General features: G+C 63.4%; 20 protein-coding genes and 2 pseudogenes. 8 read left to right on the top strand and 14 right to left on the bottom strand.

The features are described from left to right. Positions 1-324: 324 nt before the first annotated feature. Positions 325-1,089: an EF-hand domain-containing protein gene (locus tag ACHQ4I_RS30590; RefSeq protein ID WP_420775347.1), complete on the bottom strand. Its 765-nt coding sequence runs from the start codon at positions 1,087-1,089 to the stop codon at positions 325-327. On the opposite strand from ACHQ4I_RS30590, the gene ACHQ4I_RS43270 reads away from it, so the two are divergent. Next, complete coding sequence (locus ACHQ4I_RS43270; protein WP_476445412.1) at positions 1,051-1,452, top strand: hypothetical protein; 402 nt, start codon at positions 1,051-1,053, stop codon at positions 1,450-1,452. The two genes, ACHQ4I_RS30590 and ACHQ4I_RS43270, sit on opposite strands and share 39 nt — an antisense overlap. Then, positions 1,416-2,179 (top strand): annotated as a pseudogene (locus tag ACHQ4I_RS30585) (carboxylate-amine ligase). Before ACHQ4I_RS43270 ends, ACHQ4I_RS30585 begins: the two are co-directional and overlap by 37 nt. Before the next feature lie 235 nt (positions 2,180-2,414). On the opposite strand, the gene ACHQ4I_RS30580 reads toward ACHQ4I_RS30585, so the two are convergent. The 5 genes from ACHQ4I_RS30580 to ACHQ4I_RS30560 all read right to left on the bottom strand — a co-directional run bounded on the left by ACHQ4I_RS30580 (position 2,415) and on the right by ACHQ4I_RS30560 (position 6,588). Continuing rightward, entirely contained in the window at positions 2,415-2,738 is a 324-nt protein-coding gene (locus tag ACHQ4I_RS30580; protein WP_420775346.1) for a hypothetical protein, read from the bottom strand. Between the two features lie 248 nt (positions 2,739-2,986). Beyond that, on the bottom strand, positions 2,987-3,550 hold the full coding sequence (locus tag ACHQ4I_RS30575; RefSeq protein ID WP_420775345.1) for an NAD(P)-binding domain-containing protein: 564 nt from the start codon (positions 3,548-3,550) through the stop codon (positions 2,987-2,989). A gap of 627 nt (positions 3,551-4,177) precedes the next feature. Beyond that, on the bottom strand, positions 4,178-4,519 hold the full coding sequence (locus ACHQ4I_RS30570; RefSeq protein WP_420775344.1) for a hypothetical protein: 342 nt from the start codon (positions 4,517-4,519) through the stop codon (positions 4,178-4,180). Positions 4,520-4,688: 169 nt separating this feature from the next. After that, entirely contained in the window at positions 4,689-5,174 is a 486-nt protein-coding gene (locus ACHQ4I_RS30565; RefSeq protein ID WP_420775343.1) for a hypothetical protein, read from the bottom strand. A 931-nt stretch (positions 5,175-6,105) separates the two neighbouring features. Next, positions 6,106-6,588: a group II intron maturase-specific domain-containing protein gene (locus ACHQ4I_RS30560; protein ID WP_420775541.1), complete on the bottom strand. Its 483-nt coding sequence runs from the start codon at positions 6,586-6,588 to the stop codon at positions 6,106-6,108. Between ACHQ4I_RS30560 and ACHQ4I_RS30555 the strand changes: the two genes are divergently transcribed. After that, positions 6,587-6,823 carry a hypothetical protein gene (locus ACHQ4I_RS30555; RefSeq protein ID WP_420775342.1) on the top strand — a complete coding sequence of 79 codons (237 nt, stop codon included), beginning with the start codon at positions 6,587-6,589 and terminating at the stop codon, positions 6,821-6,823. The genes ACHQ4I_RS30560 and ACHQ4I_RS30555 overlap by 2 nt on opposite strands. A gap of 78 nt (positions 6,824-6,901) precedes the next feature. On the opposite strand, the pseudogene ACHQ4I_RS30550 reads toward ACHQ4I_RS30555, so the two are convergent. Next, positions 6,902-7,134, bottom strand: a pseudogene (locus ACHQ4I_RS30550) (manganese transporter); the annotation flags it as partial. Positions 7,135-7,318: 184 nt separating this feature from the next. Here ACHQ4I_RS30550 and ACHQ4I_RS30545 point away from each other — a divergent pair. Then, a complete protein-coding gene (locus ACHQ4I_RS30545; protein ID WP_420775341.1) occupies positions 7,319-8,032 on the top strand; it encodes a histidine phosphatase family protein in 714 nt (237 codons plus the stop codon). A 209-nt stretch (positions 8,033-8,241) separates the two neighbouring features. Here the strand turns inward: ACHQ4I_RS30545 and ACHQ4I_RS30540 are convergent, their stop codons facing one another. From ACHQ4I_RS30540 to istA, 3 genes are all read right to left on the bottom strand, one after another. After that, positions 8,242-8,478 (bottom strand): hypothetical protein, encoded by a 237-nt coding sequence (locus tag ACHQ4I_RS30540; RefSeq protein ID WP_420775340.1) that lies wholly within the window; start codon positions 8,476-8,478, stop codon positions 8,242-8,244. 1,109 nt (positions 8,479-9,587) lie between these two features. Beyond that, a complete protein-coding gene (istB, locus tag ACHQ4I_RS30535) occupies positions 9,588-10,346 on the bottom strand; it encodes an IS21-like element helper ATPase IstB (protein ID WP_420775339.1) in 759 nt (252 codons plus the stop codon). A gap of 29 nt (positions 10,347-10,375) precedes the next feature. Next, entirely contained in the window at positions 10,376-11,875 is a 1,500-nt protein-coding gene (gene istA, locus ACHQ4I_RS30530; RefSeq protein ID WP_420775338.1) for an IS21 family transposase, read from the bottom strand. Positions 11,876-12,353: 478 nt separating this feature from the next. Between istA and ACHQ4I_RS30525 the strand changes: the two genes are divergently transcribed. Genes ACHQ4I_RS30525 through ACHQ4I_RS30515 form a run of 3 tightly spaced genes read left to right on the top strand, consistent with a single transcriptional unit; the run spans position 12,354 to position 13,126 of the window. Next, the gene (locus tag ACHQ4I_RS30525) at positions 12,354-12,536 is read left to right on the top strand and encodes a transposase (protein ID WP_420775337.1); all 183 of its coding nucleotides are present in this window, start codon (positions 12,354-12,356) and stop codon (positions 12,534-12,536) included. Positions 12,537-12,560: 24 nt separating this feature from the next. Continuing rightward, positions 12,561-12,692, top strand: coding sequence for a hypothetical protein (locus ACHQ4I_RS30520; protein WP_420775336.1), 132 nt, complete (start codon positions 12,561-12,563; stop codon positions 12,690-12,692). An 11-nt stretch (positions 12,693-12,703) separates the two neighbouring features. Continuing rightward, a complete protein-coding gene (locus tag ACHQ4I_RS30515) occupies positions 12,704-13,126 on the top strand; it encodes an IS3 family transposase (protein WP_420775335.1) in 423 nt (140 codons plus the stop codon). An 86-nt stretch (positions 13,127-13,212) separates the two neighbouring features. Here the strand turns inward: ACHQ4I_RS30515 and ACHQ4I_RS30510 are convergent, their stop codons facing one another. From ACHQ4I_RS30510 to ACHQ4I_RS30495, 4 genes are all read right to left on the bottom strand, one after another. Continuing rightward, positions 13,213-15,861, bottom strand: coding sequence for a pPIWI_RE module domain-containing protein (locus ACHQ4I_RS30510; protein WP_420775334.1), 2,649 nt, complete (start codon positions 15,859-15,861; stop codon positions 13,213-13,215). Continuing rightward, a complete protein-coding gene (locus tag ACHQ4I_RS30505; RefSeq protein ID WP_420775333.1) occupies positions 15,845-19,141 on the bottom strand; it encodes a pPIWI_RE_Z domain-containing protein in 3,297 nt (1,098 codons plus the stop codon). The genes ACHQ4I_RS30510 and ACHQ4I_RS30505 overlap by 17 nt, the downstream gene beginning before the upstream one ends. Beyond that, positions 19,134-20,249: a restriction endonuclease-related protein gene (locus ACHQ4I_RS30500; protein WP_420775332.1), complete on the bottom strand. Its 1,116-nt coding sequence runs from the start codon at positions 20,247-20,249 to the stop codon at positions 19,134-19,136. Before ACHQ4I_RS30500 ends, ACHQ4I_RS30505 begins: the two co-directional genes overlap by 8 nt. Positions 20,250-20,919: 670 nt before the next feature. Beyond that, entirely contained in the window at positions 20,920-22,326 is a 1,407-nt protein-coding gene (locus ACHQ4I_RS30495; RefSeq protein ID WP_420775331.1) for a Fis family transcriptional regulator, read from the bottom strand. A gap of 642 nt (positions 22,327-22,968) precedes the next feature. Here ACHQ4I_RS30495 and ACHQ4I_RS30490 point away from each other — a divergent pair. Next, positions 22,969-25,056, top strand: coding sequence for a hypothetical protein (locus ACHQ4I_RS30490; protein ID WP_420775330.1), 2,088 nt, complete (start codon positions 22,969-22,971; stop codon positions 25,054-25,056). Positions 25,057-25,058 lie beyond the last annotated feature (2 nt).

Here is a 25,058-nt window from a genome sequence, read left to right as displayed (position 1 = left end):
ACCGAGCTGCTCATCGGGGCGTGGCCGGCCCGTCATGCCGTCACGCCGACATCTGGTACACCACCCACGCAGACATCGCCGGCCACAACATCAGAACCCCACTGCACTGACACCGCAGACTCGCCGCGTCGAGGCGCAGTCGACGACGATGCTCAGTGGAAACACCGGCGAATACTGATCCGCCGCGAAACGGCCGCGCACCGAACAGGTTCGCAGCCGTCTCGTGTCGGGCTTCTCAGTGCGGGTGCAGTCTGATTCGCGGCGTGGTGCGGACTCCCACCAACAGTGGTAGTCCGAAAGTCGTTCGCGAACGGAACTCGGGGCTCAGTCCGGAAGCCTGCCCAGCAGCCAGCTGCCCACACCCTGTGGATTCTCGTCGAAGTAGTAGTCGTTGATCGCCGCGAGCAGCTCGTCGGTGGTGATGAGACCATCCTGGTCGGCGTCGAGGCGCCGATGGATCTCGCGAGCGTCGGTCTCCGGCAGGTGCATCAACGCCGCGGTCCAGCGCACGTGCTCAGCCTCCGACAGCGCCCCGTCACCGTCGACGTCCGCGACCGCCATCAGCGCTTCCAGGAACGGGCGGTAACCCTGCTCGAAGGACTCCTCGGTCACCAGCAGGCCTGCGGCGAAAGCGTGCTGGTACTCGGCCAGATCGATCGTGCCGTCCCCGTCGCGATCGGCCACTGACACGAGGAACTCCCACCGCAAGAGACTGAGCTCGACAAACCCGGACCGGGCGGGGGAGTCCGCCGGGTGGCCGAACGCATCGACCACCGCGACTGCGGCGGCCTCGAAGTCGGCTCGCTCGATCAGTCCGTTGCCGTCGAAATCGAAAGTCTGAAACCGCCGTTCGAGCTTGCGTCGCAAGAAGTCGCTGATCTCCATGCCGTTTCCCCTGTACTGCTGCCGCAGCAGCGCCGTCGTCGTCGCGAGCATCGGACCTTCCCCATCACAGCGTATGCGTTTGCCTCCTGCCGGCGAGCGCTCGGCTGATTCATCCATTTGTGTTCCGCTACAGCGCAATACGATGTCCTTGCCGTGGTAGCGCCGGTGGGAATTGTGCTGGATTCGGGCAACGCCGGCCAGCATCTGGCGTTCTACGACACCGCCAGGCTGGAGGAGGCGCTGCGCGTATCCACCCTGCGGTTCGAGCCCACCGATTCCTCCATCAGGGGCAGCACCCACGCCGTATGGCTGGACAACGCCACCATGATCACCGCGATCGGGGAATCGCTATGGCAGTTCGATCTCGCCCGCCTGCTGCGGCACTGGGAGTTTCGGTATTCTCATCCGGTACTCCGGTATTCGGCAACGTCGTTCCGCCACCGATCACCGAGGGTGACCGTCAAGACCGCGGCATCGCAACCTTCCGCGGCCTGCACGACGAGCTGGCTATCTGCTCGCTGCACGTTCATGTGGAGATCCCGGAGCGGGAACGGGCTGTGCTCGTGAGCAATCATCTGCGCCCGCATCTTCCGGTCCTGATAGCACTGGCGGCGAACTCGCCCTACTGGGCCGAACGCGATACCGGGTACGCGGGCCGGCGAACGATGATCTGGAACCGGTCGCCGGTCCACCACCGTATTTCAGGTCGGCGGACCATTACGACAGGGTCGTTTCCACGCTGCACGAGGTCGGTGCGGTGGTCGATGCCGGCACGATCTTCTGGGACATCCGGCCTTCGGCGCACGTGCCGACGCTGGAGATCCGCGCAGCGGATGTGCCGACGACCGCCGCGGAGTCCGCGTTGCTCGCCGCCCTGATCCGGGCGCTGGCGGCGGACGCGCTACACAAAGTGGACGCCGGAGATCCCGGACCCGCGGTCGCGGCGGAGACGCTGCGCCTGGCGTACTGGCGCGCGGCCCGCGACGGCATCACCGGGCACGGCATCGATCCGCGCACCAGACGTCTGCTGCCTGCCGCCCAGCTCGCGACCGGCCTGCTGGACACGGTGGGTCCGATCCTCGAGGAGGACGGCGACCTGGAGGCGGTCGCGGGATGGTTGCGGTGGGTGATCGACCACGGTGACGGCGCGACCCGGCAACGGCGGGCCGCCGCGCGCCGCGGATCGCTGGCCGATGTCGTCGATCACCTCATCGCCCACACCGCCGGTAGCGGAGCACCGCAGGATCCCGCACAGGTCGCATCGGCCGGCGCGAGTGATTGCGGCGATCACTGAACCTGTTCGCCGGACAACTGCTCGGCGAAGAAGGTCCGCAGCGGCGCCAAGTGTCGGTCGGGGTGCCGCCACCGCCCGAGCAGATCTTCCAACAGATGGCGCTCACTGACCAGCTCGCTGCGGCAATAACGCCAGATGACCGGATGGATGAATGCGCTCTCCTGCGCTCATGCCGGGTCGGGATGCCGTTCGATGGCGAAGACGTTGGCATAATTGTCGCGGCCCCAGCGCAATGTCACCGTGTAGTAGTGCGGCTGGTCCCCGAATTGGCTACGGCGTAGTCCTCGGGCAGGTCCTGGTAGTGCCGCACCCGATCGGTCTCCGAGTCGACCACGAGGACGTCGCACAGGTACTCGAACTGTGCCCACAGTGCCGAGCTCCAGTTGAGCCGATCCAGTACCAGCGTGGTCAGTGCGTGCGGATCCGGCCGTGCCACAGCAAATTCCAGCGGGATACCGTCGTAGCGTTCCCGCAAGACCGTGCACAGTGTGCGCAGAATGTAGCGGAAGCCGTCGATGAAGGCCGAGGACGCACGACGGAAGTCGCGCGTCTGGGCCATGGGTATAGGTGATGTCGACTGCGAATCCGCCGGGCACGGGCCGGATTTCGTCGATCGAGCAGTCCAGCACCGAGTGCAGGGTCTTGAACTGATAGCTGTCCAGGATCGCACCGTAGTGTCCGCGCACATCGCCGGGGTGCTTGGTCGTCCACGCCAGCCGCAGCGGACGCGGGCTCGCCAGATGCACCATCGACGCCCGGCCAGGATCGCGTGCGCAGTCTCGAACGCCGAATTCCCCTTGCCGATGATCAACACCCGCTGTACGGCGTACCCCGCGGATCGACGTCCATATCCTCGTAGCCGACGGCGTGCTCGACCCCGCGGATGTCCGGGATGAACGGTGCGCCCCAGCCGGTGGCAACAATGACGCACCGGCATCGCAACGACTGCTCCGAGGTGTGCACGAGGAAGCCGTCGTCGTCGCGCTCGATCAGCCGTACCTCGGTGCCGTAGCCGACGGCGAGACCATGGACACGCTGGAATTCGCCGAGATACCGGACCATGTCGTCGGCCGCAGGCAGGTACTCGTCGGTGAACCTCGGGAACAGCAACTCCGGGTCGTGGTTGAGCAGCGAGTTCCAGTCCCAGCGCAACCGGATCTCCAGGTCGCTGCTGTGCGTGTGCACCTTGTTGATCGAGATCAGCCGACGATGGCGCGGAAACCGGCGAAAGAAGCTTCCAGGAGCGGTCTCACGCTCGAAGGTGACGTAGTCCGCTCCAGGCTGGTGGAGGAAATAGCTCAGTTGCAGACCGGCCGGGCCGGCTCCGACGATGACGTAGCGGACGAAACCACGATCGGTGTGTCTCGGCATGGTTCCATGATCGGCGGGTGTCGCCCGCCGGAATCCGCAACTTGATGGACACGCCGACAAAGCCGCGGTACCGGGCCGTCGCGGCTCCTACCGCCACAGGGCCCTCCGGTCGGTTTCCAATCGGTTGAGCGATGGCAGGGTGACCAGAATCTCCGGTCTGGGTGACCACCACTCCGCGATCACGCCACAAATGACGGGCCGATCCAACTCCTCATGTCGAGAGCGTGGCCCGGATCGCAGCGAGTACCGTCGAGCTGAACAGGAGCGCCGCCGCTTCGGCTCAAAACCGCGGCGGCACGCTGGCGCATGCCAGAAATGACGAAACCCATTGCAGCACAACGTGTTTCGTCTATTTTGGTGTCCGGAGGGGGAGCTGACCCATATCCCCAACCTGGTGTATATCGCTGACCTGCAACTTCCTTGACGCCGACAGCGCTGTTGGGGCGCGACCGGATTGGCCGCCCCGGTGTGAGCAGCTCGCGTTCAGGGACACACCGTCTGTCGGTGCTCACCCCTGTGTAAGGGGCCACCTCGAAAACTGTTCCGTTGCATTGACCTCGTTGAATCGTTCGAGCAGGCACGTCGACAAACAGCGCCCGCGACCGGGGCCTGCTCGCGGCAGACGGGTCAGCTGCAGGAGCCGGTGGCGGCTTTGCGGATACCCGCGACGGCATCGACCTGCTGCTGGCTGGACAAGGCGGACCACCCCGGACTGTTCTTGAAGTTGGAGATCACCTTCTCCGGATCCTTCGCCGAGGCGGGCAGGCTCGAGTCGGTGAAGATCTTCACCATGGCCTGGCATTCGGAGTTGTAGATCGCCGAGTGGGTATCCGCGCCGCCCGAAGCGTTAGAGGCACCCGAAGTGTTAGAGGCCGCAGCGGGTTTCGAAGAATCGTTGCACGCGGCGAGGGCGACGGTGCACGCTAGGGCTGCAAGCGGCAATCCGATGTGCTTGACCAGTGATGCCATATCTCAACCAATCTCGTGTTCGGGGAGTAGCTGGATCCCTCCCGGCCCCAGGCATCGTAGCCGTGGGTCGGAATTGCCGACACTGTCAGTGGTCGACCGTGCGTCCAGTCCGGTAGCTTCCGTTGCGCTTTCAACAGTCCTGCCCCGCAATGTGTCTCGGTAATAAGCGTTACCAAGACCTATTTCGGCGGCATGCCGGAGTTCTCGTTTGTGATGCGTTGGCGACGACCTGCCGGTACTCGGCGAGGTTGCCGCGGTTGGGGGACAGGGAGTCATTGACCAGTGTCGTCTCGATGTTCGCGACTGGGTTCTGGTGTAGCTCCAGGTAGGTCAACCGCAGCAGACCCATCCGGAGCTGCAAGGGCACAGGCTGCTCGTCGGTATCCGGCTCATCAGCGAGCAGGTTGTGGTGCCGTGCCCACCGCGGAAGCCGGAAGTCCGGATTCGCCGTCCGCAGCCGGTGACCGCTGCGAGGGCTAGGTTGGTAGGCCAGACACAACCCGCTGCTGCCGGTGATCTCCCGATACCGGGCGGTCAACTCCGTCAGCAGGGCATACACCCCGAAGGGGGTGTGAAACTCGTCGCGGGCCGACAGCTGGTGCGGGTTGCGCGGGACGCTCATCCAGTCCGGAACCTCCGACAAGATCAGATTCATATGAGCACGCCGTGGGGTGTCTCCAGGCGCGGAAACCGTGACGCCTGCGGCACTTTCGCGAATGCCGCCTTGAGAAGTTGATGGTCGAACACGACCAGTTCCGAGTATGAAAGCGCCGGGCTGCCCCGAGTCTGGGCAGCCGACCGGCCACCTCGGCAATCGATACGCTCGGTCTACGCCGCACGAACCGGAAAGTCCTGTGCGGCATTAGAATTCGTCCCAGGGCTATCCTACGCGTTCAGCCAGCTGAGCCGGTCGGCAGTGGGAGTGGTGCTGGGTTGTCGACCAGCGCTGCCTTGTAATACACATCGACCACGACACCCTGCACGAGGTCGTCATGGTGCTTCCGAGGGTGACGGAAACGGCCATCCGGATCGTCCTCCCAGGTGCCCAGGAGTCGTTCGAACGGACACCCCACATCCATGAAGATGTGCCCGTGCGGGGGTATCCAGTTACGGGTCGGAACCACTGTCCTCGGCTCATCCGTTCCGGGGGCGAAACACATTGCGTCCCACTCGATGCGGTAGGTGTCGTTGGTGTTGTTGGAACATTGGAACCCTTCGCAATCGACACCCGGTGCGAGATTCGGGGCCGACTGGGCGGTAGCCCGGGGAATGAATAGTCCAGTGGCCACAATGCTGAGGGCGGCAACACCCAAGGCTTTGGCCAGTCGCTGTTTCACTACTTGTCAACTCCGTCCGAACGAACGACCGATACGAATCCCACACAGCGCGAGACTGTGCCGACAGTACATATCAACTGTATGTGTCTTCCACTAGAGGGATAAGCATGCGTGGGAAGCCCCGGCTCCTCACCTGTTGAACCGAAACTCCTGGTTGCCCTTGGTCGTTGAGGTAGGTGAGTGATGTGGACCTCCTGACAACCGCTGCTGCGCAGCATGTCGATACCGCACCAGCGGCAATCCCCGCGATCAGCGTGGCCAGCTTCGGCGCGAGGTTTGCCGACCCGGACTTGATCCGCGGCGAAGGTCTTCCACCTCCTTCGATCCCGTGAGGTCGGCCCGGAGCGCCCTGTCGATGTTGCCATCGGTGGGTTTCTCCGGGCCGCCTCCCGAACCCGGCGTGCCCGTTACCGAGCGCCGGGCTCTCCGCAAATCCCTTCGGGCAGAAGAGGTTTCCTCATGCTGTGCTTGGCCACGGCTACGGATCTTCGTGCCCCGGTAGTAGTAGCGCTTGGCGCTAACCTTGGCGGGGTCGAATAGTGTCACACCGCCGTCGCTGGGCCAGATGCCGTAGCGTCGGCGTAGTTGTTTCCATGGGGTTCGCCGATGCTTGCGTTCTTGCCACCTGACGATCTGTTTCCACAGGTATGACCGCAGGTAGCTGAAGGTCGCGTTCGAGCACCCGTACTTGAAATACGCGGTCCAGCCCCGCAACATCGGATTGAGATGAATGAGCAGGACATCGAGCGGCAGGTTCGTGTTCTGCCGACACCACGCCTTGATCTTGGCCTGTCTACTCTACTCCCCGACCGAGGTGTGGATCGTGTCGGGCATTCTGCTGCTGGGTCTGGTGGCGTTGTTGATCGGGCTGCTGCTGGCCCGGTCGGCGCGGCGACGTCCGCGACCAACAGCGTCGTCGGCGGTCTCGGCGTGCGCGCCGTCGGCGCGGCTGACCCGTGCCGGTTAGCCACGGCCGAGTTCGATCGCTTTGACCAGCAACAGGATTGCGCCGATGACGAGGTAGCCGCGCAGAGCGAGCATCCCTTCCCGACAGCAGCAGCAATACTCCGACGATGACATCGGCGACGACGTTTAGCCAGGTGCGGTTCACCCACGGCCCCAGGACTTGCGGGTCGTTGCACAGCAGCAGCAGGAACGCGCTCGCGCTGGGCAGCAGTAGTCCCGCCGTCGCCTGCACCGCTGTGGTGATCAAACCCAGTGGCGCGCCGGGGAAAACACGATCACTGCGGCTGCCACCACCATCGCGATATAGGAAACACGTCGACTGTGGGGCCGCGGTTGCTGTTCACTACTGGAGTCGCTGCCTAGTCGACGTATATCTGGTTGACCGCGCCGGACCAGTCTCTCTGGTTCGGCCGACGGGCGACCCGCACGTGGCTGCTACCAAGAGAGGTGCCGGCGGGAACCGAATTCACCGGTCGCCTGGGTACGGTTGTCGCTTATGAACCCACAGCTGGATCGGCGGTCGATGCTCGGCCTGACGGGTGCCGCCACGCTGGTTCCGGTCCTGGCGGCGTGCGGTGGCGGGAAGCACAAGCATGAGAAGCCCGTGGCCAGCGCGACTCCGGTGTCCCCGCCGCCGTCTGCCGGGGCACTGCCGGACATGGTGATGATTATCCGTCATGCGGAGAAACCGAACGGATCGGGCACTCCCTACGGGATCACCGAGGCGGGGGAGCGGGATGAGGAATCGCTGACGGTGCGTGGGTGGACGCGTGCCGGTGCACTGGTCGAGCTGTTCGATCCGCGCGCGGCCGGGGGAAGCGCTGTACCCACGCGGCAGGGAATATCGCGGCCCGCCACGATTTTCGCGTCGAGTCCGGGTGGTCACGGCAGCAAGCGGCCGCAGCAGACGGTGAGTGCGCTGGCGGCCGCCCTGGATCTGCAGGTGGATCTGCGGTTCGCGAAGGGGCAGGAAGCGGACCTGGCCGCTGCACTGCCCGGCATCCGCGGACCGGTGCTGATCAGCTGGCAGCATGAGAATATCGGCGTGATCATCGCCCATCTGGGTGGCATCGAGCCGACGCCGCCGAAATCGTGGCCGGACGAACGTTTCGACGTGGTGTACGTCTTCGCCCGAAACGGCAACGGCTGGACCTTCACTCAAATCCCGCAGCTGCTGCTGTCCGGCGACTTGCCTACACCGATCCGCTGAATCGGCCGACCTACCCGACCGTGAGGGTCATTTTGCTGCCGGCCGTGCCGGACTCCATGATGCCTAGCTTTTGATCGCCTGTCCGACAGTGCATCTGGGATCGCGGCCAATGCTCGCTCATGCCGATTTTCCGGATGTGGGCTGTGAACTGCGTCAACGTGTTGCCGTCTGGTCAAACGGGCGATGCGGTTAAAGGCGGTTGGGTCCTGTCAGTGCTGCTGGCGCAGCCAGTAGGTTTCGGCGGTGATGATGTCATCGACCAGTTCGGGCCGATCAGAGCCGGGCAGGTCTGCGTGCGGGTTGCCACCACTGCGTGCGGTGAGGTAGCTCAGGTAACGGTAGCTGGGTCGATAGCGGGACAACTCGCTCTCATCCAGTGCGGGGATCTTTCCCGGTAGCACGGGTACCAGGGTGTCGCGCTGGTAGATCATCGTGAGGCCGGCCAAGAGCCATGGGAATTCAGTAATACTGTTCCATGCACTTGGCGATCCAGGCTTCCAACCGTGCTTGCGCCCGCGCTGTGTCTGCAAACGACTCCCCGCTGTATGCCATCCAATTCGCCGCCATCCCCTCCTTGAACCCTTGTGGTTCGAGGGCGCCGGCGGCGATGGCTCTGCGTCGACAATCTTCGTAGCGTTGCTGGTAAAGAAGGTGGTCAGCATCGCTGTACCCAGGCCCGGTCATGAACGCTCACCGCCGCTGCGAAGGTGCGGACGCGTGTGGGAAGGCACACGATGAGCTGGACCGAAAGCGCTGACGACACCGAAACTGGGCCCCTGTCGAGCCTGGTGGCCGCACCGCAAACAGAATTGGCCACCAAGGCGCCGGCAGGACTGGGGGGTGACCGCAGTTTCGCATTGGCAACTATTTGTGTCGCTGTCGTCGCACATTCGTGTCACCTCTATTTCGGTAGGTCGAGAATATTTCAGGTATGATGCGAAATCCTCTTCCAGGATTTTGCCGGCATGGCGTTCGGTACACCGTACACCGATTTATAATACCTGCCAGGGCTCTGGTATTTCCGATACCGGTAAACCGTGGGGAGATTTGAAACTCGATATCCTTTCGGCGGTAGAATTCCTCCGATGGATCTCGTCGCTTTGGATGCAGGCTGGCCTCGTTTGTTCATTAGCATGCCCTGTCGTCTGCGGTCGATCTTGAATCTGAGCTCGGGAAGGAGTTCAGTTTCCAGAATACGCCCGCAAGTGACGTGCGTCTGCCCGTCGAATGCTGGTCGGATCAGTAGGACCCAGTCGATCGGCCGGATCCTCAGACACGTTCCTGGCAGCCATCCCAACGCACCCAGGACATGGCGATCGTTGACTCGTCCGGCTTCTCCGACGGTAGGCATCCCGTACACGACATCGCCATCGGCGACACGGGCCACCGGCTGTGGTGTCGGTAGTGGGCCGTGGATCGGCTCCTCGGGCAGTGCCTGCGGAGAATCATTGCGGCCCCGGTGAGTAGCAGCGTGGCGGGTGTCAATGGCCACTTGTAGGTCGCCGCTGGTGGCCAGGTGAAGTCCCCACCCCCTTGCCGGGGTGGGGTGTTCAGTTCAGGGGCGGTCACCTCGTTTGTCTCGGTGTTTCATGCCGTAGGAATCGCCATCGGTGATGACGACGGTGGCGTGGTGCAGGAGTCGGTCGAGGATGCTGGCGGCGGTGGTGTGTTCGGGTAGGAACCGGCCCCATTGCTCGAACGGCCAATGTGAGGCGATGGCTAGTGAGCGGCGTTCGTAAGCTGCCGCGACCAGCCTGAACAGCAGTTGGGTGCCGGTGTCGTCGAGTGGGGCGAACCCGATCTCGTCGAGAATCACCAGGTCCGCGCGCAGGAGGCTGTCGATGATTTTGCCGACGGTGTTGTCGGCCAGCCCGCGGTAGAGGGTGTCGATAAGGTCGGCTGCGGTGAAATATCGGACCTTGTGCCCGGCGTGGATGGCGGCGTGGCCGAGCCCGATCAGGGTGTGACTTTTGCCAGTTCCGGGCGGTCCTATCAGCGCGAGATTGTGTTGCGCGCGAACCCATTCCAGACTTGAGAGGTAGTCGTAGGTCGTCTGCGGTATCGATGATGCAGCGACGTCGAAGCTGTCGAGAGTTTTGGCGACCGGGAACGCGGCGGCCTTGAGCCTATTGCGGATGTTGGAGGCGTCGCGGGCTGTCAGTTCGGCCCCTATCAGCGTGCGCAGCACCTCCTCGGGAGTCCAGCGCTGGGTTTTCGCGATCTGCAGGACCTCGGGTGCAGTGCGGCGGACCGCAGCGAGTTTCAACCGCCGTAGCCCTGCATCGAGATCGGCAGCCAAATCCGGGATCGACATGGGAGCAACAGTTTTCGATCGAGTCGTGGTCACGAGGCGCTCCCGTCGCGGGTGATTTTGTAGGCGTCGAGGGAGCGGGTCGGTGCGGTGGGCAGGTCCAGCACCAGTGCGTCACCGGCCGGGCGGGGCTGCGGGGTGCCGGTGCCGGCGGCGAGGATGGAACGGACATCGGCGGCGCGGAACCGGTTGAACGCCACCGCCCGCCGCAACGCCGCCACCAATACGGTCTGGCCGTGGGCGGCGCCGAGCGCGAGCAGGATCTCCAACTCCGAGCCCAGGCGGGTGTTGCCGATCGCGGCCGCACCGACGAGGAACGCTTCGGCATCGTCACCGAGCGCGCAGAACTGTTGCTCGACAGTAGTTTTCGGTCGTGGTCCGCGGTTGGGTGCGGGCCTGGGTCCGTCGTAGTGGTCATCGAGGATCGATGCTTCACCGGGTGCGACAAGTTCGTGCTCGGCCACGATCACACCGCTGGCCGGTTCGAGCACCAGCAGCGCACCGACATCGATGATGACCGCGACTTTTTCGCCGATCAGCCGGTTCGGCACCGAGTAGCGCGCCGACCCGTAACGCACGCACGAGAGCCGGTCGACGGTGCGGATGGCCGCTGGGGCGCCGATCTCGAGCCGCAGCGACGGCAACGGAGCCAATACCTCCCGCTCGACGAGGAGGCGTTCGTCAGGGACCGCGCAGATTTCCGAGTGCACCAGCGAGTTCACCTCCGCGCACCACACTTTCGCCGCCGCGTTGGCCTCCCGCAGCGTCACGGCTCGGCCCGTCGTCGCGGCCTCGGTCAGCAACGGGACCGCCAGATCACGCTGGGCATACCCGCACAGGTTCTCCACGATGCCCTTGGACTGCGGATCATTGCCGTGGCACCAATCCGGGGAAAAGCCGTAATGCGTTGCAAACCGGACGTATTCGGCAGTCGGGACGACCACGTTCGCGACCACACCGCCTTTCAGACAACCCATCCGATCAGCCAGCACCCTCGCTGGGACACCGCCGATCGCGGCGAACGCCTCGGCGATCAACGCCAGCGTCGTCGACTGCTTCTGATCGGCAGCGAACGCGACAAACCGCCACCGCGAGAACCCCAGCACCGCACAGAACAACTGCAACCCCGGCGCGGCCTGGGCCCAATCGATCACCAGATACTCACCAGGCGACCACATCGCCGGACGCCGACCTCGATGATTATCCTTGCGCCACAACGCTTTCTGATCGGCCACCAGCCGCCGGAAATTCCGCGGCGACCCCTCGTAACCGGCAGCCCGCGCCGCCGGGAGTAGTCGCTTGGCCGAGATCCGGCCCTTCGATTTCTCGACCCGCTCGACGACCAAGTCACGCACGTGGTCGTAGTTGCGGGCCCTTCCCACCGGTTCTGGCCGGTCGCCGCCGGTTTCGGCGCGTTCGACAACGCGTTTCACGGTCTTGTGCGTGGTGCCGCACAACTCGGCGGCCCCTCGATAGGTTCCGACCTCTCGATAGGCGGAAATAATGTCCATTCGCTCCCTCGCAGACTTCAATGGAACTCCCTGGGCAGTGACGGATGACAGTTGGCGCTATCACCGTCACCGCCCAGGCCACGAGCTCCGGGCATTGACACGACGAGCAAGGGGAAACGGGGACTTCTACCTGGCCGCCAGCGGGGACCTACAGATGGCCACCAGTGGGGACTTTCTCATGGCCACGGACAGGCGGGGGTAGCCGATCGGACGATGGTGATCCCTGTAGATCTGCCAGAAGATGCCGCAGGTCGTGAGCGATAACCACAGGTCAGCCTCGGTGTTCGAGTGCACTCGAACACACATGCGTTGAATTCGGCAGATCTGCCGTGGTGCGGTGCGCGCTGGCCGCAGGAACCGACCGGCCCAGGGCCGGTGGGTTGGCGGGCATCAACGGGCGCCTGTTGAATTTGGCGACCCCGATCGGGTGTTCCACATAAATGGGTTATGTCTGGGGTGAGGTTCCCCCGCTTTCTCGGAGGGCTCTGAGCGTGGTCCTATGGGACCCGGAAGGAGTCATTCGTGGCAGCACCGAAGAAGTACCCAGAAGTACCCCGACGAGTTGAAGGCGCGGGCGGTGCGCCTGTATCGGGAGTCGGATCCGAAGCCGACGATCCGCAAGCTCGCTCAGCAGTTGGGGGTCCACCATGAGGCGTTGCGACACTGGATCCGCCAGGCCTAAGCCGATGCCGGTGAACGCCATGACATGCCGACGACCGATGTGGCGGAGGAGAACAAGCGGCTGCGTAAGCGGGTCGCGGAGCTCGAGCGGGTCAACGCGATATTGCGTGATGCGAGTGCGTATTTCGCCTCGGAGATCGGCCAGACCCGGAAGTGATCGTGCGGTTCGTGAAACAGCATCCGCAGCACTCGGTCGGTCTCGTACTACGGGTTCTGGGCATCGCGTCATCGACCTTCTACGGGTGGATGAAACAATCCGAGAAACCGTCACAACAACGGCTGGACGACGAGCAGTTACTGGCTGAGATCGTCGATATCCACACCAGTTCGGGTGGCACCTACGGGTCACCGCGGGTGCACGCGATGCTGCGCCGCCGCGGCATTCCGGTCGGTCGCAAGCGAGTCGAGCGGCTGATGCGGCGGGCCGGGCTGCAGGGCGCGTTCCTGCGCAAGAAGTGGCGGATCGGCTCGACGCGGCAGGACCGGCCGGACGAGAGTGCAGTTTCGCCATCGCATGGGCGTCGATCCCCTGCAGTTGGCCTTGTCGTAGGTTCGTGCCCTGGGCAGGGCACACAAAACATGGGCAACTGAAAAATGCCTGGTCATCGTGGGTGCTTATCCCGTTTGACGTTCGACGCCCGGCTTCTCGACTGGCCCGAGCTGTTGGGCGGCCTGGATTATGCCGCACCCTCCTGGTCGTCGATCTCATCGGAGAAGGTCCCTTCCGCGAGGTCGGGGATGGCATACTCTGTGGCCTTCTTCGCCAAGTGGAGCGGCCATGGGAGCAAGAGGGTGTCACCGTAGGTGTCCGCGAGTCGTCGCTGCGCATGCGCTACTGCGGCCCATACTCTTGGATCGTCGTCGGGGTGTTGTCGCATGACTGTCAGCTCGACACATTGAGGGTTGAAAGTAGAACGTCTGGTATCCAGCAGCGATCGACCTTCTTGATCGAGGATGTCGTCTGCTCTGGTCCCCATAGGCCGGGCGAGAGTCTTGGCCGAGCCAGGTTTCGAAGCGATGCTGGCGAAGACGCGGTTCGAGCCCGGGTAGCGGAAGAGCCCGGATGGCAGGCCGACCACATCTCCTGTCTCTCCGTACACTTCCGGGGTCTCGTCCCCGTCGGCGGTCCGGAGCATGACGTGACGCAGCTGGGGTGCCAGGTGGTCGGCGGCGGTATCGCCCACTGCGAGCCGGTCGATCAGTGCCTTGCTGATCTGTAGGTTTTGCCAGTCCAGGCGAAGGTTCTGAGACCAGGTCAGCAGCAGTGTCGGTCGGTCGGCGTGCAGGGTGGCGATGACTTCGTCGAGGACGAATCGTTGCACCTGCTTCTCGTCCACTTCGGGTATGCGAAGGGCGCTTCCGGTGGCGAGCCTGCGGAGCAGATCCGGGTAGAGCTCCCATGGGCCGCCGAGAGTGCGTCCCCAAACGGCCGGGGTGTCGGAGCTGGTCCAGATCGCAACGGGCAGTTGCTGGCGCCGTCCCCAGCTGTGGTCGGTGGCGTTGCGGCGGAGCATGTAGATCGCGACGGTGTCGGTCGGGTGCGGCAAGGTCAGCTTGTTCACCTGGGAGCGGACCGGGCGGAGACTACCCACGAGTTGCCGACGGAGGTCTCGCCATGACAGCTTGGCTTTCGCCTCGAGAGCTTTACGGTATTTCTCCAATGCCTTTTCGTCGGTCGGCGGCACCTTCCCCGGGGTCATGAACTGGGTCAAGCGACCCGATCGCGCGAATCCGACCCGCAGCGCGGCTTTGGGATCGCTCCCCGGCAGCTTGAAACCGTCTCGGTTCCGGAGCTCGATGAAAGCTAGCGCGCCGGGCGTGTTGCCGAGCTGGTCCAGCACCGCCTGTTCTCGCGGTTGTGCAGCCCTGCGATTGCGGGTTGAGGTGTCACGAATCGACAAGTCGACCTCTAACGGTGCAGCCAAGGAACCGATTTCCCGGGTACGAAGCTCGATGTCGAGTTCCTCGGTGGCCCAATTCATTTGGGGTGTTGGCCCAGCCGGATCCAGTCCGAGATCGTCGACCACGGCTTGGATCGCCGCATCCCGGATCGATGCAGTGTCCCAGTGGATTTCGACTGTCAGCGGCTGTCCATTCAGAGCTGTCGCGATGCGTTGGCGTACCTCGGCGGGCGCGGGGTCGGTGATGGCGGGCAGCGTGATCGACACGGGCTGGAGCGCGGGAACCGGTGTGATGATGTCGCCGAGCACGTCGGCAATCCAGTCTCTGATGCGGTTGCGGTCTCGTGCAGTCGCACCCGACCCGATGTGGTGGTCGTAGCCGGCGCGTGTGTTGTAGACGAGGGCCGCGGCCAGGTCGTTGTCGCTGGCATCGAGGTAGGTCAATGGATCGGCGCCGAGTTTGTACGGGTCGATCGGAATGTTGTCGAAGGTGATGTTGTCGAACAGATGGTGGAGCTCTCGATGCCATCCGAAGCCATCACCTCCGGGATCTTTTCGCCAGCGTGTCGGGGCGATGCGGAAACTGCGCGATTGCGGAAGTCCGTCTATCCATGGGACTTTCGACAGAATGTAGGCATTCACGCTGTCGCCGTTGGTCTTCGGTGTGCGGGGGCACCATCGGCGGATGCCGACGCTGACGTGCACTCTCGGTTCGGGTTGAAAAGGGATGGACTGCAGACTCAGCCGAACCCGATGGGAGTACGGCCACCGCTGGTTGCGCCTGTCGATGTCTTCCTGGGGAGGCCAGCTGATCAACTCGACACTTCCTGCATCGCCGGTGGGACAGCGCCGGAAGCCCACCGGAAACCCGTCCGGCCGGTCGCTGCGCCGGAGCAGCTCGGCGGCGAGGGATTCCGGGATCAGGTGACGAAGCACTTTCGGTGCTGTGGCGATATGTTCGGTCGCAGCTGCAGTGTCTGCGGCGATCTCATGGTGTTCGAGGTGATTGAGCACGTGGAGGTCGGCCGATTGCCACTTGATGTCGTGTTTCGGCAGCCTTTCCCACAGTTTGCTTGCCTCGTCGGCATGTTTCGGCGTGACGACGGTCTGCAACCAGGCACGCAGGATCAGTTCGAGGCTTCGCTCGGAGGTAGGCGCGGTGCTGTACATCCAATCCCCGGCGTAGTCGGGGCGTCCGACGCCCCGTCCGATCGCGGCGATGTCGGGTACCAGGGCGAGCATCGCACGATTGAGCGAAGCGATAGGTACCGATTTCCGGCGTGAGTCACCGGACTGCATGAGATCGGTGATGGGGTCGATCCAGCTGCGCGGGAAGCGAATCGAGTGGAAGTTGCTGGTCAGCTCGCGGAATTGCTGTGGACGTATCACGAACGCTGTGTGTTGCAGCTCAGTATATTTCGGCATCGATGACTCCTGGGATGCGTGCGAGCGCACGATGGAATGGTCCATACAGGGATTCGGCGAGTTCGCGGTCGGCCGGCGTGCATTCGGCATCGGCGCCGAGGTAGTGGTCGAGTGCACGGTGCATACCCATAAGTAGGCTGGCCTGCGGATCTTGGGGGTCGGGGGCGAATTTGGCGTCGCAGAAGTGGACTCGGGCCGCGCAACCGCCGCGGACGAGCCGTCCGATCACCTGCCAGATTGTGACCAACTGGGTCCACGCCAACGCGGGCCGATCGGTCGTGAGATCAAGTGAGCCGTAGACGAGCGGCATTGTGAGTTTGGTCTGCCAGAGCCGATATCCGAGTGCGCGCAATTCCCGGCCCAGCCCGTGCAAATCGGTCGCGTTGTAGGGGGAGCGGGCGGATCTCAATTCGGAGATTCGTTCGATAGCCCAGCGATTCATCGACTGCACAGGGTAGGTGATGTCGTCAGGTCGTGGATGCGGCCGGACGAGGAAGTAGGCGGAGCCGATCGCAGCCTTACCGGCCGGGTTCAAGATGTTGTGGCCGCGTTCGATGGCCAGCAATGGGGCGACGAGGAAGGTGGCCTCGGTATCGGCGAGGCGCGAGACATCTCCACGCCGTAGTGTGGGCGTCCAGTAGCCGGTGAACTCTGTCTGGTCAGCAACCAGATGCAGTACTCGCCCACGCCAGTCGCTGCGGATATCGGTCAGGTCCTGGGCGACCTGTTCGGCCTCCCGGTAGCTTCCGACGAGAAGCAGGATACGCCGACGCTCCGGTGGTAACTCGGCGAGTTCTTTCTCGAACCGGCTCGGATCACCTGGGCGATGCTGACTTGCCAACTCACGCAGAATTCGCTGCAGAGCAAGACGTCGTTGCAGTCCGCGCAGGCCCGAAACTGCGATGGCATTGCCATGTTCGTCTCTGACGGAGTGGAGGAAGAACCTGCTCTCGTCTACCGCGCGGAGTTCTTCTGGTGGGGCTTGCAGTATGGCGCCGACTGGATTCTGGACGTCATATCGCGGCGAGGTACCGGCCCAGCTCGTTCCGGACATGAGCAATACAGCCGGGCCGGTGGAACTGTCCGGAGTGAACAGCCGGTGCAGGTTGAGCAGGATCCATCGGCCGACGCCAGCGCACCGGAAGAAGCGCAATGTGCCCATGCGATCCTGCTGTTCGGGATCTCGCTGGTACTGGTAGCCCAGAATCGCACCCATAGGCGGTGCAGGCACGACCGGGGTGTAGTCCTCAGGGGGTCGTTGGAATGTCAGTCCTCCGACGGCATCGAAGTTCAGTGACGTGTCGACCGCTCGCCAACCGCGGAGGAGGGAGTTGAGCGTGTTGGACAGCACCGCCAACAGCATGGTGAACTCGAGCCGCAAGGCCATCTCGCCGACCTCCGCCTCGTCTACCGGTCGGGGGAGCGTGGCGTCGCGCAGCCAGCGAGTGGCGAGGCGAGCACATTCCTCCTCGTCTGCGAGATTCACCAGGGCTCTGGCAAGTTCGACCAGCTCCATCGTCAGCGCAGACTGTGCGCGCCCACGCCGCCCCAACGGGTCCGGGAGGAATTGGTCGAGCGCGGTGCGGACAGTCGTATACGACTCGTCGTTCGGGTCCGGGGCATCGGAGCCGGTCCATGTGCGAACGAGTTTGTCCGCCAGGGTCCATTCGGTGAAGCAGTCCCTGCCAATCCATTTCAGCATCGTGCTGGTACCGCGGGGTAGAGGGTTGCGCCGTAGCAGCGCATAGAGCCGGTTCGCAATTGTGCGAGCGGTGTTGACCGTGGTCACCCACTCACGCACCTTCCGATCCGAGAATTGCGCTCGACCGTGGATACGGAGCTCGCGTTCGGTGTGGTCCATCACTCTTTCCAACCACGCGTCGTCGTGTCCGATGAGGGTTTGGTCCGGGCTGAACATCTCGTCAAGCTGTGCCTGCACCCGGTCCGCCTCGTCAACTATCACCAGATCGCTACGCCGCCAAACCAACTCGAGATAGCGCAACTGCTCATGGTTGAGCTCTTGTGGAACTCGGCTGAACACCAGGCTCGCCGGTGTGGCGACCCACACCGAGGCATCGACGGCTGCGCGGCTGCTGCTGTGTCGCTGGCACTGTCCCCACAGCGGGCAGCTGAATCGCTTGGCGGTATCGCCTTCGGCGGGTTCAGTGAGTTTGTCGCGGCACGGCGCGTCCTGGAATTCCCATGGCGTGGTGGTCGGGCGCAGGGCGTCGAGGCCGCAGGCAGTGGACAGCAGATCAGCAGCGGGCTCGAACCCGGTCAACGCCATCCCGTCCGCGGCGTTCGCGGCATGTACCTGGTGCATCCTGTTGATGTGCCGATGTTGTGACGAAGCACCGACGATCGGCGCCGCCGATACTCCCACCGAGCGAAGCCAGGCCGATGTCCGCAGACAGGACAACACGTCACCTTCGACCAGTGTCACCTGCAGCCCACGTTCGGCAGCACAGACGGCCAGGAGCTTCATCAACGTGCTCTTGCCCGCGCCGACCATGCCGATCAGATGCAGCATTCCCGCGATGGTGAGTTGCTCGGTGTCGACGAATCCGTCGTGGTCACGCACTCGGAGCTGCAACCGCGCGAACAGTCGAACCCAGTTCCCTGCATGAGCAAGCGCGGCATCCGCCTCCCGTTCGTCCAGCGCCGCAGCAGTTGTGGCCAGTTCTTCCCACGTGAATGTCAGAGGTTTCCGATCCGCTCGAGCGGCTAACTGATGGCCGGAAGGCTTCGACAGCAGCGTCAGCGACTCGGGAATCTCCACCGACACCGGGCGTCCCCGCGAGGTTGTCACGTAGTGGCCGGCGGGTGCGGTCCGCACAGTCTGCCGACTTAGTTCCGGAGGGGAATCCAAAGCCTTGTCGTAGTCGGAGAAACGGCGGTCGGCCACGCTGACCGAGCGCGCAATTGCGTGACCGTCGTCGTCGATCCGATATCCCCGGAGATCTTCCGCGACCGAGCGGTACGACCGGATTCCCGCTTCCCAATCGCGGCGGGTACGCAACGGCCCCAACAGATGCCGGGCCACGGCGATACTGCTCTCCGTTACCTCATCAGTGCCCGCACCGAGCGCTTCGAGCAGCGGATACCCGGTAAGTAGCTCATGCGCAGCAGTGACCGGCTCGTTCGGGCATACCCGCTGAACCAGGGTGATGCCGAGTTCCACATCGAGGAAGGCCCCGAGTTCCATTCCCTGCTCGTCCTTGTCCCACAACCCCTGAAACTGCCGCATCAGGGTCGCTCGCCATGCAGTCCGGTCACGCATCGGCCGCCAGCCTCTCCTTCGCTCTGTTCACCAATCCGCGTTCGGAGACGATCGTGACGCCCGTTCCCCGCAAGCCGGTCCGTGAGCGTTCGCGAAGTGTCTTCAGGTAGCCAGGTGTGGCCGCGACAGCTTCGCGGGACGGGATATAGAACGCTCGATGCCAGGGCGGATCGGAAGATATGGGCCCCAACTGTTTAGCCAGCCGCACCGGGTTGGACCAGTCCTTCACGTCGACCGCCCAGACATGCTCGTCGGGAAATACGATCCGAAGGTCGTAGGTGTCGCAGCGCGGCCATAGTTCGACCTCGACACCCAAGTCGGACAGGCTCTGTTCGAGTCTCAACTCGGCACGACCGGGTGCGGCGATGAAAGTGCGGATGGGCGCCGCGAGCCAGCGCACTCCCTTAGCGATCGGCAGGCCCTCTCCTTCGCGAGGAGCGGATCGTCGTGTACACCTATCGTTGACGCACCACACGTCATCACGAAATCGCACCAGTAGATTGCCGCAGTCCACACATGGAATCACCCGATCACCGAACCGACACTCGGCCGGGGCGGGTGGGTAGCACTCCTTCACCGTCTCAGCGAGGATCCGCAACTCTGGCTCCATGAGCCGCTCCTGCAACTCCAGCTCCGTCAGGACCGGGGTGCTGATCACCAACCGTCGGAAAGCGACATAGGAATCTTGCCGTCCTGCCGCTCGGCATTTACGCCGGACATCGGCAACGATGGCGTTCTCGAACACCTCGCCCTCGACATCGCTCGTGGACAGTGCCCACTCGTGGCATATCCGTGTTGGCGCACCCAGATCCAGCAGCACATCGCCAGCGACTTCCTCACCGCCGATCGGCACCGGCCACCGCCCCAACGGGTGTTCACACCACTGCAGGAGTTCCGGTACTCCGGCAGGGACCCATGAGGGTTCACCTTCCGAGCCTGATTCCTCTTCAGCCAATACGCATCGCAGTGTCAATTGGTCAAGAGCACGTTGCAGCGCATAGGGATACGGCACCTTGAGCGTCGCGCCAGCCGAAATCTGTTTGTGTGCAGCAACAACGCCCGATGCCAGCAAGTAGAGCAACCGTTCATCGTCTCGGTCGTCGGTCATGTAACCCCCAAGAGTTGGATGTCGAATACGCGAATAGTTGAGAACTCGTCCGACACAACAGACTTCAACTGAAAACCACCCCGACGAAACTTCCGCAGTCTAGCTGTAGCCGTGCGGGGATGCGTCGAATCTGATCGGATCACGCGCGTTCGCGCACGCGAGCCCAGACCTGAATGCCGGTCACGAGACTGGGGCACCGCCGGTTTCACGAGTATCGCTGATCTTGTTCTGCGCGTGACGAATTGAGCGCCAAGATCGCCATCTTGGCCAGTCGGCCAAATGACCGAGCTCAGTCACCGGATTCCTCAGCATCAGATGCCCCCGACTGTCACCCTGCAACGTTTCGTGGGCCGGGCCAAACTGCTGAGGCAAGGGTTTGGCGGGTGCGTACATCCATACGGACTTCCCGTAACCAACCGGGTGTTCCAGCTGGACTGGTAGTAGACCGGTAACGGTACCGTCCACGCCTTGACTCCTAACTGAAGGAACCTCACCCTGGCAGTCGATTACGTGCTTCTGCATCCCGATGAAGAATCACCGAGCATGCCTGCCTCGGTCTGTTCCTCGCACGCCAGGAATTGTGGTGGTGAGGGGTCTGTCGGATCTGTGCTCGTCGCGGCAAGCGAAGCTGCGCCAGCTAGGAATTGGATGACTCAGCCCTGCCTGCTGCCTACGCGACGTCCGTTTCGACCGATGCCACCAGAGTCGGCCCGGCGCTGATCGTCAGTGCCGTCATAGCCTCCGCCAGCACCAGTTCGACCCCGGAAACGAAGTCGGTCACTGATTTCTCGATCTTGGTGGCTTCCCTGCGGATGGCGTCTGCGGACTTCTTCGCCGTCGCGAGCTTCTCCAACTGGGCGAGGGCGTCTCGGATCTTTTCCTGTGCGGTGGCCAACTGCTCACCGCCGCCGCGAGCGACCACCATCAGGCTTGCGGCACGCAGCAGCATGATTGAGGCGCGCAACAGGTCTGGCTCGTCGGAGTCGGGATCGAAGGCCAGTACCACGCGGCGAGGACCGAGCACCCGGATCGTTTCACCACCGTTTTGCTCCGGGGTCCGGACGATGCCCAGCGCTGCGGCGGCCTGGCGGTTGCGTTCGGCTTCGTCGAGGTAGTCGATCCAGCCCTTGCGGTGGGAGTCGGTCATTTCGAGTACGACCCGTGCGCCAGCGGCTGTGGTCAACAAGCCGTCACCCTTCTTAGAGCGGGGGATCGCTCCCACGATGCTGCCGGTCTCGCAGTACTCGTCACCGAGACCGGCGGCGATCGGGTCGAGGAACGCGTGGACGCGAGCGGCGAACGAATCACCCTTCAACGGGGTCATTCGGACGATATCGGCCTTCGCCTCACGGACTTTCAACGCGACTGTTACCTCGTCGACCTTCTTGGCGAGATCAGCGTGGTTGCATGCGATCAACTTGGTCAGCTCACGTTGCCGCTCGTCGAGCGCGGCCGCGTGTTTGGCCATCGGCGAGGCGGGATCTTCCAGATCGAACTGCTTGGTCGCTGTGGAGATCAGCTCTTGGGTACCAGTGGCGGCTTTCGCTGACAGGTCGGCACTGAACTGCTGCAGCACCGGCTGCAAGCGGGCCAGTACCTCTGGGTTCGACCCGCCGAACATACGGTTCACCTGTTCGGTGATTCGGGTTGTCGCGTCATCCACCGCGGTCCGCATTTCCTTGCGGCAGTTGGCATCTGCCTCGGACAGGGCCTTCCTGGCGGAGTCGAAGGTCTTCGTCACGACCTGGGAGGCGTCCTTCGCGGCCTTGTCGGTGAGCTCGGCTGCCCGGGTGACGGATTCGGCGGCCTTCGTGCCGACCTCTTTCACCATTCGCTCGAGTTCGCGAGTCTCATTTGCCTGTCCAGTGGCGGCGAGGGCGACTGCGCCGCATTTCACCACCTCGGTGATGAACGTGGACAGGTCAGCTGTCGCGAGCGTGTCGACATCATCGACGATGGGCCCACGTTCGCCGGTTGTCCACCGCTGGGCTTCGCGGAGGACGTCTTTGTCACGGAGGGTGAGGCGCTCAATGATGAGCGTGGTGTTCTGGTCGCGGAAATGAGCGTTGGTTTGCATAGTTCTCCTCGATTTCTGTCAGCTGGGAAGCAGCTGACATCGGTCTGGGGTACGGCTGATGTTCTGATTGGTGTAGAAATCGCAGGGCCAGCGGTAGGCCGCGAAAGGCATACGTATGCCACTGGTTTTGTGGTCCCGATCGGATGACGCTTGCCTTGGCTGGTCAAGTGCCAGCCATGGCACTGCGGGCACTGGTACACCCGCAGTTCGCGCTGGTTCGGATCGGTCTGGTCGATGCCGGCCAGCGCGAGATCGGCATGGGTGTAGGTGAAGTACTGCACCTTCCCCGACTCACACCGGGCCATGCGGATCAACGGTGGGGGTTCGACCAAATCCGTGGCCCAGCGCGCAGGGCAAGCTGTCGGTGCACTGCCGCCAAACGGGGTGGATATTTTCGACACGAACGGTAGGGCCGTAGGTGATGCTCATGGTGAACTCCTCCTCTGTGTGGGCTGCGAGAACACGATGAGATAGGGAAGACCGTGCTGTCGAGGAGAAGTCCGATAACCAGGGTTATCAGGAACGAGCATCGGTGTGGCAAGGGGTCAGCTCCGTTCCTTGATAGCTAGGGTTATCAGCAGCTTCATTGCCGTGCGAGATGTGACGCTTTACGCTTCAACCAACCACGAGAGGAGGTGCGTGATGAAGCAGCCGATCGATGTGCCCACCACGCGCATCTCCATGCCGGAGATTGCCGAATTGGCGCAGGTCAAGCGGCCCGTCGTATCTACGTGGCGGCGGCGCTATGTGGACTTTCCCGTACCGATCGATACCCGCAGCGGCCGCCCCTTGTTCAGCGGTGAACAAGTTGTCGACTGGTTGGTCACTACCGGCTTGGGCAATACCGAGCCAGAACAGCTGAAAACCGACCTCCTGCTGCACAGCATCGCAGCGGTGGTGTCGGCGGCAGATCCCTTTGCAGCGGTGGAGACGCTGGGGGCTCTGATCTGTCTGCGCCACCTCGTCGACGGAAGACAGCTTGTAGACATGAAGTCTGTCGACCCAGCTGGCGCCCTCCTGCACCGTGCGGAGCGAATTGACCGTGAGGACGAGTATGTGCTGCGAGAGATCCGTGCTGCGGGACAGGAGTTGTTGCCGCTGGCTCGATTCGCCGATGACCTCGTGGACGCCAGTTCCGAGCACCGAGCATTCGAAGTATTGCTCCAAGCACGATCCAGGTTTCGGGTGTCGAAGCTGGTCGCCGACACTGTTGCGCCGGAATTGCGGCGCCTGCTGGCAATTGTTGCCCAGATCCCGCAACGGCTGAACCAGGACGAGTCGGTGACGGTCGCCGATTTCCATGCCGGTGTGGGCGACCTTCTTGCGACGCTCGTCACCGCTACGGACGATCGGTCAGGGCTGCGGGCACTCGGGGCCGAAACCGATTCCCGGCTGGCCCGGATCACCCGGCGTCGACTGTTGCTGGCTGGTGTCGAAGAGTTCGGGCTCGATATCCAGGTCGGTCTGAATGTGGAGGAGCGGCTGGCGGATCCGGATGTCATCGTGACCGTGCTGCCGTACGAACCGGGTGAGAGTCGCACAGTAATCGACACATTGGTCGAGGTGGAACGAGTCACGGATCTACTCGGCCAGGCATCGATCGGTCTGGTGGTCGGCCCGGCGGACGCGATGGTCGACGAGCTCACGGGGACCGAAGAATCGAAGCTGCGTTCCGCTCTGCTGACCAGTGTGGTGGACGCAGTGGTCGCACTACCTGCGGGATCTCTGCCGTACCGACCGGGGTATCGCTGCGCTCTGTGGATGGTCTCGCGCGGCCGAGTATCCGCGGCAACCGGCCGTGTGCTTCTCGCCGACATCAGTTCGGAACCACTCTCCGAGAAGGTTTGTGTCGGCCTCGCCGAAGATTTGGTGTTGTGGCGTGCCGAGGGTTATCGCCCGGCCGACGGTCACGATCCACGGTACGGCCGGGTAGTCGCTGTCGAGGAACTCGACCGGGTGTTCGGCGGCTCGTTGCTCCCGACGGGCCCTCCTGTAGCGCAGTCGCTCACTCGGCTCGTTGCCGAGCGGCCAGCGTTGATCGCAGATGCTGAGGGCAGGTGGGCCGACTCGGTCAACGCTGCCCAGGCATTCAATCTGGAGAGTGGTCCGTACAGCGGTCGCATCCACCATCGCCCTGGTCCGCCGGTCCGACGAACAACATTGGCGCAGTTGATATCTGCCGGTCGGGTGCGCCGAGTCCAGGGGCATCGGCTGCGGCAGGAGGATATTCAGGACCGCGGACATCACGTGGTGCTCGGCTCGGAGGAGGCGACCGGCAAATGCGTCATCGGCAGTCACCGCATCGACCGGCTCGCGCTGGCCGAGTACGACCGAGTGGTGCTCACCGAGCCCGGCGACGTTGTCTACACGGTGGCACCTGAGCCGGGGTTCATCGTTGATTACGAAGGTCTCAATGTGGTGGCTTTTCCGGCCCGTGTACTGCGTATCAGCCCTGTTGCCGAGGGTGCGATGACGCCGCGTGTCCTGGCGGCTCTGCTGGGAGCGGCGCGAGGTATCGCTCGCAGCCCCAGCGCTGTTCGTCCCGGGCTCAGGATCGAGGACTACCAACTCCCCGACCTCAGCGTCCAGGAGATATGGGCCTTCGATGCGGCACTGGCCGACCTAGATCGCCGCGAGCGCCTCCTCCGCACACAGCTCGACCATCTGCGCGAAGTACGCCAATTGACCATCGCCGGTCTTGCCGACGGCAGCCTCACCCTCGACCGCTAACA

Source organism: Nocardia nepalensis (assembly GCF_048910785.1).
Taxonomy (GTDB): Bacteria; Actinomycetota; Actinomycetes; order Mycobacteriales; family Mycobacteriaceae; genus Nocardia; species Nocardia nepalensis.
Note: the sequence above shows the minus strand (reverse complement) of the source record. Positions and strands in the feature narration are given on the sequence as shown.